The 18,444-nt window shown below is 51.6% G+C and carries 16 protein-coding genes; all 16 read left to right on the top strand.

Annotated elements, in window-relative coordinates; translation table 11 throughout:
* Window positions 1-64 precede the first annotated feature (64 nt).
* The 16 genes from KSO86_RS06245 (at window position 65) to KSO86_RS06320 (ending at window position 18,412) form a co-directional block, all read left to right on the top strand.
* Window positions 65-1,348 (top strand): NAD(P)/FAD-dependent oxidoreductase, encoded by a 1,284-nt coding sequence (locus KSO86_RS06245; protein WP_216379131.1) that lies wholly within the window; start codon window positions 65-67, stop codon window positions 1,346-1,348.
* A gap of 64 nt (window positions 1,349-1,412) precedes the next feature.
* Window positions 1,413-1,772, top strand: a complete 360-nt coding sequence (locus KSO86_RS06250; protein ID WP_091278715.1) for an NADH-quinone oxidoreductase subunit A — start codon at window positions 1,413-1,415, stop codon at window positions 1,770-1,772.
* Window positions 1,773-1,777: 5 nt separating this feature from the next.
* Window positions 1,778-2,335, top strand: a complete 558-nt coding sequence (locus KSO86_RS06255) for an NADH-quinone oxidoreductase subunit B (RefSeq protein WP_216379132.1) — start codon at window positions 1,778-1,780, stop codon at window positions 2,333-2,335.
* Window positions 2,332-3,030: an NADH-quinone oxidoreductase subunit C gene (locus KSO86_RS06260; protein WP_216379133.1), complete on the top strand. Its 699-nt coding sequence runs from the start codon at window positions 2,332-2,334 to the stop codon at window positions 3,028-3,030. The genes KSO86_RS06255 and KSO86_RS06260 overlap by 4 nt, the downstream gene beginning before the upstream one ends.
* Window positions 3,030-4,379 (top strand): NADH-quinone oxidoreductase subunit D, encoded by a 1,350-nt coding sequence (locus KSO86_RS06265; protein ID WP_216379134.1) that lies wholly within the window; start codon window positions 3,030-3,032, stop codon window positions 4,377-4,379. The genes KSO86_RS06260 and KSO86_RS06265 overlap by 1 nt, the downstream gene beginning before the upstream one ends.
* Window positions 4,379-5,059: an NADH-quinone oxidoreductase subunit NuoE gene (gene nuoE / locus KSO86_RS06270; RefSeq protein WP_091278707.1), complete on the top strand. Its 681-nt coding sequence runs from the start codon at window positions 4,379-4,381 to the stop codon at window positions 5,057-5,059. Before KSO86_RS06265 ends, nuoE begins: the two co-directional genes overlap by 1 nt.
* 5 nt (window positions 5,060-5,064) lie before the next feature.
* Window positions 5,065-6,396, top strand: coding sequence for an NADH-quinone oxidoreductase subunit NuoF (gene nuoF / locus KSO86_RS06275; RefSeq protein ID WP_216379251.1), 1,332 nt, complete (start codon window positions 5,065-5,067; stop codon window positions 6,394-6,396).
* Window positions 6,393-8,987: an NADH-quinone oxidoreductase subunit G gene (locus KSO86_RS06280; RefSeq protein WP_216379135.1), complete on the top strand. Its 2,595-nt coding sequence runs from the start codon at window positions 6,393-6,395 to the stop codon at window positions 8,985-8,987. Before nuoF ends, KSO86_RS06280 begins: the two co-directional genes overlap by 4 nt.
* 5 nt (window positions 8,988-8,992) lie before the next feature.
* A complete protein-coding gene (gene nuoH, locus KSO86_RS06285) occupies window positions 8,993-10,312 on the top strand; it encodes an NADH-quinone oxidoreductase subunit NuoH (protein ID WP_253280616.1) in 1,320 nt (439 codons plus the stop codon).
* A gap of 3 nt (window positions 10,313-10,315) precedes the next feature.
* Window positions 10,316-10,999, top strand: coding sequence for an NADH-quinone oxidoreductase subunit NuoI (gene nuoI / locus KSO86_RS06290; protein ID WP_216379137.1), 684 nt, complete (start codon window positions 10,316-10,318; stop codon window positions 10,997-10,999).
* A complete protein-coding gene (locus tag KSO86_RS06295; RefSeq protein WP_216379138.1) occupies window positions 10,999-12,003 on the top strand; it encodes an NADH-quinone oxidoreductase subunit J in 1,005 nt (334 codons plus the stop codon). The genes nuoI and KSO86_RS06295 overlap by 1 nt, the downstream gene beginning before the upstream one ends.
* Entirely contained in the window at window positions 12,003-12,302 is a 300-nt protein-coding gene (gene nuoK / locus KSO86_RS06300) for an NADH-quinone oxidoreductase subunit NuoK (RefSeq protein ID WP_091278700.1), read from the top strand. The genes KSO86_RS06295 and nuoK overlap by 1 nt, the downstream gene beginning before the upstream one ends.
* 75 nt (window positions 12,303-12,377) lie before the next feature.
* Window positions 12,378-14,249 (top strand): NADH-quinone oxidoreductase subunit L, encoded by a 1,872-nt coding sequence (nuoL, locus tag KSO86_RS06305; protein ID WP_216379252.1) that lies wholly within the window; start codon window positions 12,378-12,380, stop codon window positions 14,247-14,249.
* A gap of 19 nt (window positions 14,250-14,268) precedes the next feature.
* Entirely contained in the window at window positions 14,269-15,801 is a 1,533-nt protein-coding gene (locus tag KSO86_RS06310) for an NADH-quinone oxidoreductase subunit M (RefSeq protein ID WP_216379139.1), read from the top strand.
* Window positions 15,798-17,399 (top strand): NADH-quinone oxidoreductase subunit NuoN, encoded by a 1,602-nt coding sequence (gene nuoN / locus KSO86_RS06315; RefSeq protein WP_216379140.1) that lies wholly within the window; start codon window positions 15,798-15,800, stop codon window positions 17,397-17,399. Before KSO86_RS06310 ends, nuoN begins: the two co-directional genes overlap by 4 nt.
* A 62-nt stretch (window positions 17,400-17,461) precedes the next feature.
* The gene (locus KSO86_RS06320; protein ID WP_216379253.1) at window positions 17,462-18,412 is read left to right on the top strand and encodes a polyprenyl synthetase family protein; all 951 of its coding nucleotides are present in this window, start codon (window positions 17,462-17,464) and stop codon (window positions 18,410-18,412) included.
* Window positions 18,413-18,444 lie beyond the last annotated feature (32 nt).

The following is an 18,444-nucleotide window of genomic DNA, read 5'->3' on the forward strand; positions in this document are numbered from 1 at the left end:
GCGGATTGCGAAAGTCCGTAGACTGGGGAGAGAAGTCCTATTTTATGATCGAAAGCGGTGAAGAGTGTCTCGGCCTGAACACGCTGATGTTGTGGTGGTGGGTGCTGGCCCGGGTGGTTCTGCGACTGCACATTACTTAGCACAAAACGGAGTGGACGTCCTCGTCCTGGAGAAAGCTACTTTTCCCCGCGATAAAGTTTGTGGGGATGGGCTAACTCCACGCGCCGTTGGTGAGCTAATCCGCATGGGGATATCTGTGCGCGAGGAAGATGGCTGGGTTCGCAATTGGGGCGTGCGCGGATACGGAGCCGGACACGTTATCGAAGTGCCATGGCCGGAATTGGCTTCGGTGCCACATTTTGGCTCGGCTATGCCACGCAAAGATCTCGATCACTTACTTATCAAACACGCAGTAGCATCAGGAGCGCGGCTACGAGAAGGCGTTACTGTTCTTGGCCCTGTTATTCATGAAAAATCTGGACGAGTTATCGGTGTGCGTGCCCGCAATACCGCAGATGGCTCTGCCGGCGAAGAATTCACTATTTCAGCTCGGTTCGTCGTTGATTGTGGCGGTGTTTCGGCGCGACTAGCTATTGCGACTGGCCGAGAAAAAGCAATGAACCGTCCTATGGGGGTAGCTCATCGCACCTACTTCCGCTCGCCGTTAGCTAATACTGACATGATGGAATCACAGCTGGAATTGTGGGCTGGGAAACCTGGTGAATCCGAACTGCTCCCGGGATATGCGTGGATGTTTGCGGTGGGCAACGGACTAGTCAATGTTGGTTTGGGGTCGTTGTCTTCAACCGCCCAACCTACTGGCGTGGATTATCGTTCCGTATTTGCTAAGTGGATCGCAAACACCCCAGAAGAGTGGGGATTGACTCCGGAAAACCAAATCGGTCGGTTACGCGGTGCCGCTCTGCCGATGGCGTTTAACCGCAAACCACATTACGCCAACGGGTTAGCGTTGGTTGGCGATGCTGGTGGTATGGTCTCACCGTTTAATGGAGAAGGTATTGCCTACGCCTTAGCCAGTGGACGGATGGTGGCCGATGCAATCGCCCAAGCCTTGGTCCGTCCTACCTTACGTGCACAAGATCACGTCATGGCTCAATATCCATACGAGCTTCGCCAAGAACTCGGTGGCTATTACACTCTTGGGCGCGTTTTTGCGGCGCTCATTGAACGCCCGGAAATCATGCATCTGTGCGTGAAATACGGACTACCACGGCCCACCTTGATGAAACTGGTCATGAAAATTTTGTCTGATTCTTATGACCGTCATGATGGGGATTGGATGGACAAAGTAATCACAAGTTTGACGAAAGTGGTGCCGAAAGCATGAGAACACTTCCCACATGGCTACCACAAAAGCATAGGCTAAATATATCTGAAGGGTTGGAGGTCGCATGAATCCCTACGTGCCACTGCTGATTATGATTGCAGTCGCCTCATTAGTTGGTATCGGAGGTTTGGCAGTCAGTGCCATCCTGGGCCCGAAGCGATACAACAGAGTCAAAGTTGCTAACTACGAATGCGGTTTGGAACCAACACCATCTGCTGGTGCTTCTGGACGTTTTCCAATTAAGTATTTCTTAACCGCAATGACGTTCATCATCTTTGACATCGAAGTTGTTTTCCTCTACCCATGGGCGGTCGCAGCTAACCGCCTCGGTTTAGCGAGCCTCATTGCAATTGCGTCGTTCGTTTTTCTTATCACGATCCCATTCATCTATGAGTGGCGTCGTGGTGGTTTGGACTGGGAGTAAGAGTTATGGGTATTGAAGAAAAGATTCCTGCCGGAATCGGCTTAACAACAGTTGAAGCCCTAGCCGGTTGGGCACAACAACGTTCACCATGGCCAGTCACAATGGGACTGGCATGTTGTGCTATTGAGATGATGTCCTTCGGTGCTACTCGTTTCGATGCGTCTCGTATCGGCATGGAAGTTTTCCGCGCCTCCCCGCGTCACGCCGACATCATGATTGTATCGGGTCGTGTCAGCCATAAGATGGCTCCAGTTGTTCGCAATATTTACGATCAGATGCCTGATCCGAAATGGGTTATCTCCATGGGAGCATGCGCATCATCGGGTGGTATCTTCAATAACTACGCAATTGTGCAAGGTATTGACCATATTGTTCCAGTTGATATCTACTTGCCGGGGTGCCCACCGCGTCCAGAAATGTTGATTAACGCGGTATTTGAGCTTCGCAACAACGTTATGAAGAACCGGCCGTTGGGCGAACACCGTAAAGAAGTCGCTCGTAAGGCTGAAGCGGCTGCATTAGCTGCTCTTCCAATTGAATCGCAGAAGGGATTGCTCGCATGAACGATCACAGTTCCTTAACACCCAACGAGGTTGGCGCTGAATACGTCACCACTCGCCGCGGTTTGTGGGGAGTGAAGAGTGGTGCAGACACCACCGGTTTCGGCGGTCAACAAGAAGTTGTGACCATTGCCCAGCCAGCTCACCGTCCGTTCGGCGGTTGGTTCGACGACGCCGTCGACATCCTCGAAGAGCTACTGGCAGCGGATGGACTGCGTCCCGATCAAGTCATTGAAAAGGTGACCACGCAATACGGCGAGCTCGTCATCTTCGTCAAGCGCGAATATCTGGTCAACATTGCTCGCTATCTACGCGACGACCAAGACCTGCGCTTCGAATTGTGCTTGGGTGTCTCTGCCGTCCACTACCCAGAAGACGAAAACCGCGAACTCCACGGTTTTTACACGTTCTTCTCAATCACTCACAATCGCTGCCTATCTATCGAAGTCACAGCACCGGAAAACGATCCGCATATCCCATCAATCGTCGGTGTCTACCCAGGCAACGATTGGCCAGAGCGTGAAGCCTGGGATTTGATGGGCATTATTTTTGACGGTCACCCTGGTTTAACACGTTCCGTCATGCCAGACGATTGGGTGGGACACCCACAACGCAAGGATTACCCCTTGGGAGGTATCCCAGTTGAATACAAGGGCGCGGTTATTCCGCCACCGGATACCCGGAGGGAGTACAACTAATGACGAATCCAATGCCACATGCAACACGTGGAATAAACGAAGAAGAAGTCAGCTCCTACACCACCTATGAAGCTGTAGGCGGCGACTGGGCTGACGTAACGCGCCAAGCCGAACAGGTCGGTGAAGAACACATCGTCGTCAATTTGGGACCAGTTCACCCGTCAACTCACGGTGTTTTGCGCGTCCAAGTAGAGCTCGACGGCGAAAACGTCAAAGAAGTGCGTGCTGCAACCGGGTTCTTGCACACCGGTATCGAAAAGAACATGGAATACCGTACCTGGACCCAAGGCGTAGCCTTCTGTACTCGTATGGACTATGTTGCACCGATCTTCCAAGAAGTTGCTTACTGTCTTGGCGTAGAGAAGATGCTTGGTATTGCAGATCAAGTACCGGAGCGCGCCCAAGCAATTCGTGTCCTGCTGATGGAATTAACTCGAATTTCATCGCACCTCGTTGGAATCGGTTCAGGTGGAAATGAACTTGGTGCAACAACCATGTTGACCCTCACCTTCCGCGCTCGCGAAGATGTCCTGCGTATTCTTGAGGATGTCACTGGCCTGCGGATGAACCACGAATACATCCGTCCTGGCGGGGTACTGAATGATGTTCCGGAAGGTTTCACTGATTATTGCCGCGAATTGTTGCCGAAGATTCGGTTAACAATTTCCGAAATGCAAGACCTGACAATGAAGAACCCGATCTACGTGGATCGTCATGTTAATGTTGGCGTCTCGCCACTATCATCCATGATGGCGTTGTCAATGACTGGACCGTCAGTGCGCGCCGCTGGTGTGCCGTGGGACTTGCGTAAAACCCAGCCATACTGTGGGTATGAAAAGTACGAATTTGATGTACCAGTAGCGGACAAGGCTGACGCCTACAACCGTATCGATGTCAAGTACCGCGAATGCTACGAGTCACTGCGGATTTGCTATCAGGTTCTCGATGAACTCGATAAGACCGAAGGGCAGCCAGTAATGGTCGGCGATAAGAAGATCGCATGGCCGGCGCAACTCTCGATTGCCGGTGACGGTCAAGGTTCCACACCGCAGCACGTCCAAGAAATCATGACCGAGTCAATGGAGTCGCTGATCCATCATTTCAAGCTGGTAACCGAAGGTTTCCGAGTCCCACCGGGGCAGAGTTTCACCATGGTAGAACATCCGAAGGGTGTCTTTGGTGTTCACCTGGTTTCCGACGGCGGTACCCGTCCATATCGTGCCCACTTCCGGGACCCGGGTTTCAATAACCTCCAGTCTCTATCGATGATAGCTGAAGGCGGAATGCTAGCTGACCTTGTTGTTTCTCTTGCTGGTATTGACCCAGTTATGGGAGGAGTCGATCGTTAATGAGTACCTCATACGAACCCGAAGTAGAAGAAAAATTCCGGGCAGACGCAGCCGAGGTCGTGGCACGATACCCCGATTCACGATCTGCAATCATGCCGCTATTGCATCTAGTGCAGTCAGTTGATGGGTTCTGCTCGCCACGCGGTATTACCTTGGTGGCAGACATTTTAGGTTTGACCCGTGCCCAAGTTTCTGCAGTGGCAACGTTCTATTCGCAGTATCGTCGTCATCCAAACGGTGAATACAACGTTGGCGTGTGTACCAATGCGCTGTGTGCCGTCATGGGTGGAGACATCATCTGGGAGGAACTATCCAACTATGTTGGCGTCGGGCACGACGAAACAACAGAAGACGGAAAGATCACTCTCGAACAGCTCGAATGTAATGCTGGATGCGATTACGCTCCGGTCATTATGGTCAACTGGGAGTTCTTCGACAACCAGACTCCGTCGTCGGCAAAACAAATCGTTGATGATATTCGTGCTGGTCGCGATATCCACCCAACCCGTGGACCAGAAAAAGTCCACACATTCAAAGAAGTTTCACGAGTTCTCGCGGGATTTGAAGATGGGCATGCTGACGAAGGTCCGGCAGCTGGCGAAGCCTCGTTGCGCGGTCTGAAGATCGCTCGTGCGAACGACTGGACTGCACCGCGTCCAGAAGAAGGAGACGTACAGTGACGAAAATGCGTGAACCGGGCGTCCTTAGCCCGGTGCTATCAAATAACTGGGATACTGAACGCCCCTGGACGTTAAGCGGATACCAAGCAACTGGTGGCTACCAGGCACTCGCTAAAGCTTGGGAAATCAACCAAGAAAAAGGCGCCCTAACAAATCTGATTAAAGAATCAGGATTGCGTGGTCGTGGTGGTGCTGGATTCCCTACTGGCTTGAAATGGTCATTCCTGCCACCAGAAGACGGCGGCGCCCGCTACCTTGTTGTTAATGCCGACGAATCCGAGCCAGGTACTTGTAAAGATATGCCGTTCCTGATGGCAAATCCGCATCTCCTCATCGAAGGAATGGCTATTTGTTTGATGGCCATCGGTGGCCATGATGGGTTCATTTATTTGCGTGGCGAAGTAGTCCACGTCTATCGCCGTCTTCTTGCCGCTGTGCGCGAAGCCAAGCAGGCCGGAATTATCGGCAAGGGCTTGGGTCCACAAGGCGATTACGATATCAACATCACGGTTCATGCCGGTGCTGGTGCCTACATTTGTGGTGAGGAAACAGCGTTGCTCGATTCGTTAGAAGGCTTCCGCGGACAACCTCGATTGAAGCCACCATTCCCGGCAGTCGCTGGTCTCTATGCACGACCAACCGTCGTCAACAACGTAGAGTCAATCGCTTCCGTGCCAGGCATTGTTAAGAACGGCACCGAATGGTTCACCGCAATGGGAGCTAGCACCAAGAATTCGCCAGGTCACGGTATTTTCTCCATTTCCGGGCATGTGAAGAATCCAGGGCAGTTCGAGGCGCCATTTGGTATCACTATACGACAGCTCCTCGAGATGGCTGGCGGTATCCGAGACGGACACGAACTGAAGTTCTTCGCCGTCGGCGGTTCCTCAGCGCCGTTGTTCACCCCGGAACAGCTCGACGTGCCGTTGGGATATGAAGAAGTTGCAGCAGCCGGTTCGATGCTGGCAACTCGAGCAATTCAAGTATTCGACGAGACCGTATCTGTGGTTCGGGTAGTTTCTCGGTGGACCGATTTCTATCAGCACGAATCGTGCGGAAAATGTACGCCGTGCCGTGAAGGAACATTCTGGATGCGCCAAATCATGCACCGGTTCGAAGCTGGCGAAGGGCGGGAAGAAGATATTGATCTGCTCTACGAAATTGCCTCAAATATTGCCGGACGTTCATTCTGTGCCTTGGGCGATGCGGCATCAACCCCGATTAGGTCGGCAATTGATTTGTTCCGTTCAGAGTTTGTTGATGCGTGTACAACTGCACCAGCACAGCAGTATCCGATTGAAAAATCGGCTCTTTTCAGTGAAGTAGGTGTTCGATGACAGCGCAGGTTTCACAAACCGAAGAACTCGTCACACTAACCGTTGACGGGCGTGAAGTTTCCGTACCTAAAGGTACTTTGATTATTCGAGCAGCCGAAAAAGTTGGGGTTCACATCCCACGCTTTTGCGACCATCCACTGTTGAAACCAGCAGCGGCTTGCCGGCAGTGTTTGGTTGAGGTGGCAGCTCCAGGCCGCGACGGCAAGATTGCGAAAATGCCTAAGCCACAGCCAGCCTGTGCAGTAACCGTTGCGCCCGGCATGGAAGTGTATTCGGCACAAACATCCGACGTCGCAAAGAAGGCTCAACACGGGGTGATGGAGTTCTTGCTCATCAACCACCCGATGGATTGCCCAGTTTGTGACAAGGGCGGCGAGTGCCCACTCCAGAATCAGGCCATGACTGATGGCCGGACGAAGTCGCGTTTCATCGATATTAAGCGCACATATCCGAAGCCAATTTCGGTGTCCGCTAACATCTTGTTGGATCGTGACCGTTGTATTTTATGCCAGCGCTGTACCCGATTCTCTACTCAGATCGCTGGCGACCCGTTCATCCAGCTCCACGGACGTTCTGGCGGCACCGCTGGTATGGAAGTCCACGGACTACACGGTTCACAAATCGGTAATTTTGACGCTGGCGTTCTTGATTACTCTGCCGGCAATGGCGACGAGCCTATTGCTGCACTGAACGGATTCGCGGGTCCTGGTGGCGAATCTGGACTTGCTGTTGGATACGCTTCTGGGCCAGTTGAGCCAAGCGAAGTGGACGTTACGGGTGCTCCGTTCTCGTCCTACTTCTCTGGTAACGTGATCCAGATTTGTCCAGTAGGTGCACTCACCTCGGCTTCCTATCGCTTCCGGGCACGTCCATTCGATCTGGTCTCTGTACCTTCAATTTCAGAGCATGATGCTTCTGGATCTGCCATTCGCGTGGATTACCGACGCGGCACAATCGTGCGCCGGTTGGCCCGTGAAGACATGGATGTGAACGAAGACTGGATCACCGATAAGGATCGCTTCGCATTCCGCTGGCAGCACAGTGACGACCGCATTATTTATCCGCAACTTGCCGGTGTTGACCCGAGTGAGCCAGTTTCATGGGCTGAAGCTCTTGAAGCCGCAGCAGACGGGCTAAAGACTGCGCAGGCCAAAGGCGTTGGTGTTATCACTGGTGGACGTTTGACGCTCGAAGACGCATACGCGTACTCAAAGTTTGCTCGTGTTGTGCTGGGAACTAACGACATTGATTTCCGTACCCGTAACCATTCGGTTGAAGAAGACGAATTCTTAGCCGCACGCGTAGCAGGTAGCGAACTCGGCGTCACCTATGCAGATATTGAGCATGCCAGCCATGTCTTAACAGTTGGTCTAGAAGCTGAAGAAGAAATCGGTTCAGTGTTCTTGCGCTTAAGAAAAGCTGCGTTAGCAAAGACGACGTCGGTAACGGTTGTCTCGGCCTACCAGACGCGCGGTACCGCAAAGATGAATGCGCGGTTTGTGCCGGCAACTCCTGGAACTGAAGCTGAAGTCCTGGACGCCATGAATGAATCTGGCACTGGTATTTTTGCCGATACTTTCCGCGACTTGGACGGCGGGGCCGGCGTTGTCTTGTTGGGTGAGCGCTGTGCTGATGCGTCGGGTGCGTTCTCGGCAGCAGTTAGATTAGCGCAACGAACTGGTGCACGGTTGGCATGGATTCCACGCCGTGCCGGAGATCGTGGTGCTCTTGATGCAGGTGCTGTTCCACACCTTCTTCCAGCAGGACGCTTAGTAACCGATCCAGCAGCCCGTGTTGATATTGCCGCTGCTTGGGGAGTGGAGCGCCTGCCAGAAAAGCCTGGTCGTTCTACTTTTGATATGTTACAAGCTGCTGCGAAGGGCGAACTTGGTGCACTTATCGTGGCCGGAGTCGAACTGAACGATCTTCCTGCGGTTGCTCGACGTGCACTAGAAAAAGCCTTTGTGATTCAACTAGACGTCCGTCAAACCGATATCACGCCATTCGCTAATGTTGTTTTGCCAGTGGCACCACCGTCTGAAAAGGGCGGCACGTTTGTTAACTGGGAAGGCCGGTTGCGCCCATTTGGCCAAACTCTCGTATCGACTAATTCGCCTGATCGAAGTGTGCTGAATGATTTAGCCGCTGAGTTTGGGGTAAATCTTGGACTCGCAACATTAGCTGACGCAGTCAACGAATGGGCAATGATGCGAAATTGGGATGGCCAGCGCGGTGCAGACCCGATGGCTCAACCTGGACCGGCACCGGTTGTCGGTGAAGGTCAGGCCGTTTTGGCATCTTGGAAGCTTATGCTTGATGCAGGTGCACTCCAGAGTAATGAACCAAACCTGGCGCGAACTGCTCGTCGCGCTGTTGCAGTGATGTCACCAGCAACAGCATCCCATGCTGGAATTGGTAGCGCGGTCAAGATTACCGGCCCAGAAGGGTCCCTAACCTTGCCAGTTACCAAACTTGATATGCCAGAAGGCGTTGTCTGGGTGCCACAAAATTCAGTAGGCAGTTGCATTTCCGAGATTGGAAGTGTTGCTGGCGACGTCGTCTCTATCCAAGCAACGGAGGTTACGAAGTGAATCCGATGATCGCTACCCAGGTCGCGGCTGATTTCTCTAAAGACACCTGGTGGATTGCGGCCCTTAAAGCCCTATTTATCGTCGTATTCTTGATCTTCTCAGTGATTTTTGCGCTGTGGTTCGAGCGACGACTCATTGCCCGGTTCCAAAACCGCGTGGGACCAAACACCGTTGGACCATTCGGTTTGGGACAGTCCTTCCCAGATGCTCTTAAGCTTCTGCTGAAAGAAGACTTCTGGCTTGCTGGCGCTGAAAAAGTTGTGTACTTGGTAGCACCAGTAATCACTGCGATCTGTGCATTTTCGGTTATGGCAGTTATCCCGATGGGGCCCTCCGTCTCCATCTTCGGGCTACATACGCCTCTCCAGCTCACCGATTCGCCGGTGGCTATGCTGTTTGTGTTAGCAGTTGCTGCACTCGGTGAATACGGATTGGTATTCGGTGGTTGGTCTGCTAAATCGACGTTGCCACTCTACGGATCTGTCCGGTCGGCAACACAGATGATTTCCTACGAACTTGCGCAAGGACTTAGTCTCGTAACGATTTTCCTTGCAACTGCAACGATGTCGACGTCGGGAATCGTGGCTGCTCAGCAAGATTTGTGGAATGTCGTATCGCTACTCCCAGCTTTCTTAGTGTTCTTGGTAACGATGTTCGGTGAAACTAACCGGCTACCATTCGACCTTCCAGAAGCCGAAGGCGAAATCGTCGCAGGTCCACACACCGAATACTCATCAATGAAGTTCGCATGGTACTACCTAGGCGAATACGTCAACATGTTCAACGTGTCAATGCTTGCTGTGACGCTATTCTTCGGCGGTTGGCGTTCAGGACCAATCTTGACTTTCCTTGGAGGCTTGATCGGTTTTAATCCAAATATCGGCTGGTTCCCAATGCTGGTATTTATCGTCAAGGTGTGGATGTTTATCGGAATCTTCGTTTGGGTTCGCGCAACACTCTTGCGCTTCCGATACGACCAATTCATGAAACTCGGTTGGAAAGGCTTGATTCCTTCAGCGCTTATCTGGCTGACGATTGTTCTTGTCCTACACGGCTATAAGATGGTCAATCCACAATTTGATGACCGCTGGCCAACGATCATCCTGTCAACAGGCTTCGCAATTATTATGCTGATCTGGGCTTTTGTACGCGATGATGAATCGTTGTCACAAGCTGAAATTATTGCCCAGCGCGAAAGCCAAGAATTTGATGGATTCGAAGATGGGTACCCAGTGCCACCATTACCAGGGCAGCACTTACCGCCGTCGCCACGTGCCACGCGCCGAGTAGCCCATGTTGCACCAACTACGACCGAGGAGGCTTGAGGAATGTCTGACAAAGAATTCGCACAGCCAGACGAATCGCTCTATAGTCCGAATAAAAAAGGAATTCTGGGACGGGCATTCGCACCGGTAGCCGGTTTCGGTGTCACGTTCTCCACGTTGTTCCGGCCAGCTGTTACCGAGCAGTATTTGCCGCATAAGCCAGAACAGAAAACACCAACTCGGCCGCGTTATCACGGTATGCACCAGCTGAACCGTTATGCAGATGGTCTGGAAAAGTGCATTGGTTGTGAACTATGTGCGTGGGCTTGTCCGGCAGACGCTATATTCGTCGAAGCTTCCTCGAACCATCCAGGAGAGCAATACTCACCTGGCGAGCGCTATGGACGGGTATATCAGATCAATTATCTGCGGTGTATTTTCTGCTCGTATTGCATTCAGGCATGTCCTACACGCGCGTTGACAATGACAAATAAGTACGAAGTGGCAGATGAGAGCCGGGAATCGTTGATCTACGAGAAGCAAGATTTGCTCGTACCGTTAGCCGAGGGAATGCTCTCAACTCCGCATCCGATGGCCGAAGGCACTACCGACGCGGACTACTATAAAGGTAACATCACTGGTCCGACTCAAGACCAAGTCGAATGGGTCAAGCAGGCGCGTCCTGAAGATCCGACTATTACCTCAGCACAAGTGACGTCCGCGCCGCAGAAGGAGGCTCAGCACTGATGCCTAGCGAAACGCTAACAATTGGTATGGGGGAGACCATCCTCTTCTCAGTCACTTCAGTATGCATGGTGGCCTTAGCTATTTTTGGTCTCCTTATTACTCGTAAAGCCGTACTCACAACTTTGAGCATCATCGGAGTTATGGTCGGTCTGGCCGTACTCTACACCGCGCTTGAAGCACCTTTTATGGGTGTGGTTCAGGTAGTTGTCTACACCGGCGCAATTTTGATGATGTTCTTGTTCGTCCTGATGCTTATCGGTGTTGATTCAGCTGATTCAGGACACGAAACACTGAAGATACAGCGTCCCGTTGCTGCTCTCGGTGGCGTAGGAATCGCAGCTATTTTGATCGGTGTTGCTTTCGGTGCACACGCTCCGGCCGGCATTGGATTAGAACAAGCAAATGCCGAGACTAATCCAGTGGGCGTAGCAAAGCTGATCTTCTCTAGCTCGATACTAACCCTACAGCTAACCGGAACACTTCTGATTGTGGCCGCTTTAGGCGCAATGACACTTACTCATCGAGATCGGGTGCAAAAGCGCATTTCTCAAGAAGAACTAGCCCACCAGCGGATGCAAGAATTTACCTCGCAAGCGGTCCATGTTGGCCAGAAGCCACCGCCGGGTGTCTATGCAGAATCAAATTCGTCTGCCAATCCAGCGCTGACAACTGGCGGGCAGCCAGTTGAGGAATCTACTAGCCGAGTGCTCCACATCCGAGGCCAAGTCCGCACTGTTGGTGAAATCTCGCCAGTAACAGTTAAGCGTGTCGTCTCTGGTGGAATTGATGGCCCAGCAACATACGGCGCAACGGGCCGTGCTCGTGTCGCCGGAATGCCTGGTGAACAAGCTCCAGATCATGATGGCGCGCTGTCACGTCTCACATCGCGACAGTCCGATGCTGTGGCTTCCGAACAAACTGAGCCCTCAGTACCCGATGCGCAGACGCTCAAACACGAGCGCGACATTACTGAAGAAAACACTGAGAAGTCGGAGGAAAACTGATGAACCTCATGTTTTACATAGCTTTAGCGGCCATCTTGTTTGCGATTGGAGCTGCCACAGTTCTCACGCGTCGCAACGGTGTGATCGCACTTCTCGGCATCGAACTGATGCTTTCGGCATGCAACCTTGCATTCATTACATTCTCGCGAATGCATGGCAACTTGGCCGGACAACAGTTCGCGTTCTTCGTCATGGTTGTCGCAGCCGCTGAAGTTGTCGTTGGACTCGCTATTATTGTTTCTATTTTCCGAACCCGTAGGTCTGCATCGCTTGACGGTGCCAACCTCATGAAGCACTGACGGAAAGCAGGTGTGAATCTCTTGTTTAATCTAACCGCAGTAGCACAGGTTGGGCAGGCAACTGGGGCAGCTAGCATGATTTGGTTAGCTGTAGCGATCCCGCTCGTATCTTGTGGAATTCTTCTTGTCGGTGGACGCCGTCTTGATCGCTGGGGACATTGGCTCGGTACGCTAGCGTCCGCTGCGGCCTTCGTCGTCGGCTTGACCGCAACCGTGCAACTTCTCGGCATGGAAGGTACCGAACGCGTTCTTGAATCAACACTTTATACTTGGGTACCGGCAGGTGAACTCAGCATTGATTTTGGAACCCGTGTGGATCCACTGTCCATGACATTCGTTATGCTGGTAACGTTCGTCGGAACGCTTATCCATATCTATTCGATTTCGTATATGGAACATGACCCGGACCGCCGTCGCTTCTTCGCCTATCTGAATTTGTTCGTAGCTTCGATGCTTCTTCTTGTTCTCGGCAACTCCTATCTGGTGTTGTTCTTCGGCTGGGAAGGCGTTGGTTTAGCTTCTTACTTGCTGATTTCCTTCTGGAACCATGTGCCGGCATACGCCACAGCCGGTAAGAAAGCATTCGTTATGAACCGTATTGGTGATCTTGGAATGCTTATCGCAATGATGGCAATGGTTGCATCCTTCCGGTCAGTCGCGTTTACCGACGTCGTAGCGGGAGCTCCCGCGATAACTCCTGGCACCGCAACATTTATCGGTCTGTTCCTATTGGTAGCAGCTTGTGGTAAATCAGCGCAGTTCCCATTGCAGGCATGGTTAGGCGATGCAATGGCCGGCCCGACCCCGGTTTCGGCACTCATCCACGCAGCAACTATGGTCACTGCCGGTGTTTATCTCATGGTACGTTCTGGAGCTATCTACGCTGCCTCGCCAACGGCATCGTTAGCAGTCGCAATTATCGGCCTGATTACCCTGGTATTCGGAGCTGTCGTTGGTGCGGCTAAAGACGATATGAAGAAAGTTTTGGCGGCTTCGACAATGTCGCAGATCGGCTACATGATGCTCGCTGCAACAATGGGGCCGGTGGGCGCCGCGTTTGCTATCTTCCATCTCGTTACTCACGGTTTCTTCAAGGCGAACATGTTCTTGGGAGCCGGTGCAGTTATGCACGCTATGAACGATGAAGTTAACGTGCGCAGCTTCGGTGGCTTGGCCCGCCACATGAAGATCACATTCGTTACATTTATGGCTGGCTATTTGGCAATCATTGGATTCCCGTTCCTGTCTGGATACTTCTCCAAAGACAAGATCATCGAAGTCGCATTCACAGGTAGTGGTGTGCAGCCGTGGATTTTCGGAACAATCACAGTGTTGGTTGCTGGGCTAACCGCGTTCTACATGTCGCGCGTATTCTTCGCAATCTTCTTAGGCAACGAACGCTGGGACCACAACGAAAAGCATCCGCATGATCCATCACCGTTTATGTGGGTCCCAATGGCAATTCTTGCACTTGGTTCGTTGGGTTTAGGTGCGGTTCTAAACTACACCGGATTCCTGACCTGGCTTGAGCCAGCTATCGGGCACGGAGAGCATCCAGACCCAGTTTTGCCGGTCTGGCTCATCACGGTTGCAACGCTAGTCGTCGTTGCGATCGGCGTCGGAGTGGCTTGGAAGATGTATGTTGCTAGCGAAGTTCCGATGCTCGCTCCGCACAGCAACGCACTTGTGCGGGCTGCCCGTGTTGATCTTTACCAGGATGCCTTTAATGAGAACGTATTTATGAAACCAGGTATCGCCGTTGTTGAGGGTACATCAGTAGCTGACCAGGTGTTGATCGACGGCGGCGTTGAAGGACTAGCAAAGGCGACCCACTCTTCTGGCCATTTGGTTGGAAAACTACAAACAGGATATGTTCGAACCTATGCCAGCTGGATTACATTCGGAGTTGTGCTGGCTTTGGTTTTAGCAGTTCAAGCATCGATGTGAGACTAGGAGATTTATTCACATGAACATCATTGAAGCAACCGCTCCGTGGCTCACTGTCCTCGTTGCGATTCCGTTTGTTAGCGGATTAGTGCTGTGGCGTGTTCCGCAACTTCGGACTTTTGCTCGGCAATTCGCTCTAGCTATTTCTGTTTTAGTACTAGCAGGATTTGTTGCTGCTTTAGCAACGAGTTTTGATATGGCCAATGCTGGTACTACGCAACTCTACGAGTCCTATCCGTGGATCCCTCAAATCGGTGTTTCGCTAACATGGGGAATCAACGGCATGGGCGCAGTCATGATCGGCCTAGCAGTACTTCTGGTTCCGTTTGTTATCCTCGCAGAATGGGAAGACTTTGACGCTCGCGAAGACTCAGGTTATTTTGCCTGGGTACTAGTTCTAGAAGCGGTGATGATTGGTCTCTTTGCTGCTCGCGATGTATTCCTCTTCTATGTTCTATTCGAAGCCATGATCGTTCCGGTCTACTTCATGATCGGTCGTTATGGCGGAACCGGCCGTGTACGAGCAGCAATGAAATTCTTGCTGTTCTCTCTTGCTGGTGGACTTATTATGCTTGCCGGAATTATCGCCGTTTACGCCTATGGCCAAGGCGGATCCGAAGCGTTCATTCTCGACCACATCCAAGGTACGCTGCGGTTGAGCGATACTGCTCAGATGTGGGTGTTCCTATCATTCTTTATCGCGTTTGCGATCAAAGCGCCGATGTGGCCAGTGCATACGTGGCTACCTGATACAGCTGCTTCCGCTTCTACCGGAACGTCAACATTGCTGGTCGGAATCCTTGATAAGCTTGGCACCTTTGGCATGATTGCCATTTGCTTGCCACTTTTCCCGCGTGCTGTCACTGTTGCAGCACCGGTAGTGCTTACCTTGGCTATCATTTCGATTATCTGGGGTGCCCTCATGGCAATCTCATCAGATAACCTCTTGAGACTTGTCTCCTACACATCTATTTCCCACTTTGGCTTCATGGTCATGGGTATTTTCTCTGGATCGGCACTCGCATTAACAGGTTCGATTCTTTACATGGTGGCACACGGTATTGGTACAGCTGGTTTGTTCCTCATCGTTGGATTCTTAGAACGACGTGGACATTCCTACTTGATTTCTTCTTATGGAGGTTGGCAACGTGTAACACCAATCATCGCGGGAACATTCCTTATCGCCGGACTAGCGACCATTGCGCTACCTGGTCTATCCGGATTTATTCCGGAGTACCTAGTCTTGATGGGAACATATAGTGTTTGGCCGGTGGTCGCACTGTGTGCAGTAGTCGGTGTTGTTCTAGCCGCGATTTATATTTTGTTGCCATACCAACGAGCTTTCACTGGACCAAAGCCAGATATCGAAGTTCAAGACATGGGCGGACGGGAAAAGGTCGTTGCAGGTGGCTTGATTGTTGCGATGCTGGCTTTGGGCTTTTATCCAGCTCCGGTTTTGGAGATGGTATCCCCAGTTGCTGACAATGCCACGATTATTCCGGTCACTGCAACGGACAATACCCAGGTTTCTATTGAAGGGAGCGACAAGTGAATCTCACGATTAATTGGCTCGCATCGTTACCATTAATTATTGTTCTGGGTGCCGGCGTGCTAGGTACATTGCTGGAGGCATTTCTACCACGCTCAATTCGTCGTATCGTACAAGTAACGGTTTCGCTTTTGGCGCTTGCCGCTGCTTTTGTCACTATTATTTGGCGATGGACTGACTTGTCCCACCAACAAACTCCTGGTATGTTGCGTCCATTGTCGATTGCGCAAGAAGCTCCGTTCTCTGGCGTTGCCTTCGTTGAAGACGGTTTTTCAGTCATGGGCCAAGCAGTTATCGTGCTGTGTGCTCTGCTGTCCTTCATGCTGATTGCTGATCGTACCTCGTTGCGCGATGGTGCTTTCGTCGCTTCGGCGGCGACGCGCCCAGGTTCAGCCGCAGAGCGGGAATCAACTGAAGCACAGCGGGAACAAACTGAAATTTTCCCTCTTGCCCTCTTTGCTACCGGTGGCATGATGGCATTCGTTTCAGCATTCGATTTGCTAGCAATGTTCATTGCTCTTGAGCTACTGTCCTTGCCACTGTACGTTTTGAGTGCAACTGCTCGACGACGTCGCCTGCTGTCCCAAGAAGCTGCGTTAAAGTATTTCTTGCTTGGAGCTTTTTCGTCAGCAATTTTCTTGATGGGCGCGGCATTTATTTACGGGGCTACCGGTACGCTCAGTTTCTATGGCGTAGCCGTTTTGGCACAACAGCAGCAGGCCACAGTTTTGTTCCTCGCTGTCGGCGCAATTATGCTTGTCATCGGTTTGCTGTTCAAAGTTGGAGCAGTGCCGTTCCACTCCTGGACTCCAGATGTATATCAAGGAGCGCCAACTCCGATCACCGGATTTATGGCTGCTGGGACAAAAGCTGCTGCGTTTATCGCAATGGTACGTGTGTTCGCATGGATAGTCGCGATTGTCCCAGATTCGTTCCAGATATTTATGTGGGTTATCATCATTGCCACGATCGTTGTGGGAACAGTTATGGGCTTAGTACAAGATGATGTCAAGCGTCTGCTTGCATACTCGTCGATTGCCCATGCGGGATTCATCTTGATCGCTGTGAAGTCGGTATTAGCACATGTTAACGGTGTGCAGCTGGCGGCACTAGGCTCGATTGTTTTCTACCTATTGGCCTATGGTCTGGCAACAGTCGGCGCATTTGGCGTTGTCACGTTGGTACGTAGTAAAGATAGTGATGGCAATATTGGCGGCGAGGCTACCAAGCTTTCGCACTGGGCAGGTTTGGGCAAGACTAACCCGTTCCTTGCTACAGCAATGGTTGTGTTCTTGTTGTCTTTCGCTGGCATCCCACTAACAGCAGGATTCATCGGAAAATTCGAGGTGTTCAGTACCGGTATCGTGGCTGGCAACTCAGTGCTCGTTATTATTGCAATCATTGCTTCAGTGGTGACTGCGTTCTTCTATTTCCGTCTGATCCAGCTAATGTTCTTCACTGAGCCAGAAACCGAACAGATTGAGGTTGTTTCATCGGAAGGCCTAAGTATAGTTGCCATTAGCGTTGCACTGGCTGGTACTATCGTTCTTGGTATCTTCCCAAGTCCGATCCTCAACTTTATTACGGGTATTTTCCAGTGAGTCTTATATCGAAACTATTTGATCAACAATCGACGCCACTCGTCACCGAGCTTACTTCCCGGATGGAGGAAGTTGAATGCTTGCTCCGAGAGGCCGTCCAGGTTGATGATCTTGTTGTGGACGAAGCCACTTCTCATCTAGCTAAAGCAGGTGGGAAGCGGCTTCGGCCCGCATTGTGCTTATTGACTGCGCAGCTTGGTCCGCGTCCAGCAGATAAAGATGTTTTAGATTCGGCAGTGGTAGTTGAGCTGACACATTTGGCCACTCTTTATCACGACGATGTCATGGACGAAGCTCCACTGCGCCGCGGTGTGCCAACAGCCCAATATATTTATGGAAATTCATCTGCTATTCTTGCCGGCGATGTTCTGTTCGCTCGAGCATCTGGTATTGTGGCTAAATTAGGCCCTGAAGCAGTGCTTTTGCATGCCGAAACGTTTGAACGGCTGTGTATGGGTCAACTTCATGAAACTATTGGGCCACGTGACGGCGAAGACCCGATCGAGCATCATATTCAGGTTTTGGCAGATAAGACTGGATCGCTTATCGCGGCATCGGGTCGTTATGGAGTGCTTTATTCTGGTGGAGATCCGAAGCTTGCTGACGATATTGCTCAGTTTGGTGAAAAAGTTGGCGTCGCCTTCCAGATTGCCGATGATGTTATCGATCTCGTGTCAGACCCAGAGGTTACCGGAAAAACTCCAGGAACTGACCTCCTTGAAGGTGTGCCAACGATGCCAACGTTACTGCTTCGTCAACGGGCTCAACAAGGCACTATCGATGAAGCTGGGAAACGCATATTGTCATACCTTGACGAACGTGATCTTAGCCAAGACGATAATCTCGCAACGGTTGTAAGCATGCTACGTGAGCACTCCGTCGTCGAAGAAACTCGACAACTGGCCCACAAGTGGGTGGATGACGCGTTGAAGCATCTTGATACTGTCTCGCACCGAAAGGTCAAGAAAGGCTTGGAGATGTTCGCGCGAGCAATGGTAGATCGTCTCGCTTAGAACGAACCCCACACGATCTCACTATTCTCATT

Source organism: Arcanobacterium phocae, from assembly GCF_018913465.1.
GTDB classification, from domain to species: domain Bacteria; phylum Actinomycetota; class Actinomycetes; order Actinomycetales; family Actinomycetaceae; genus Arcanobacterium; species Arcanobacterium phocae_A.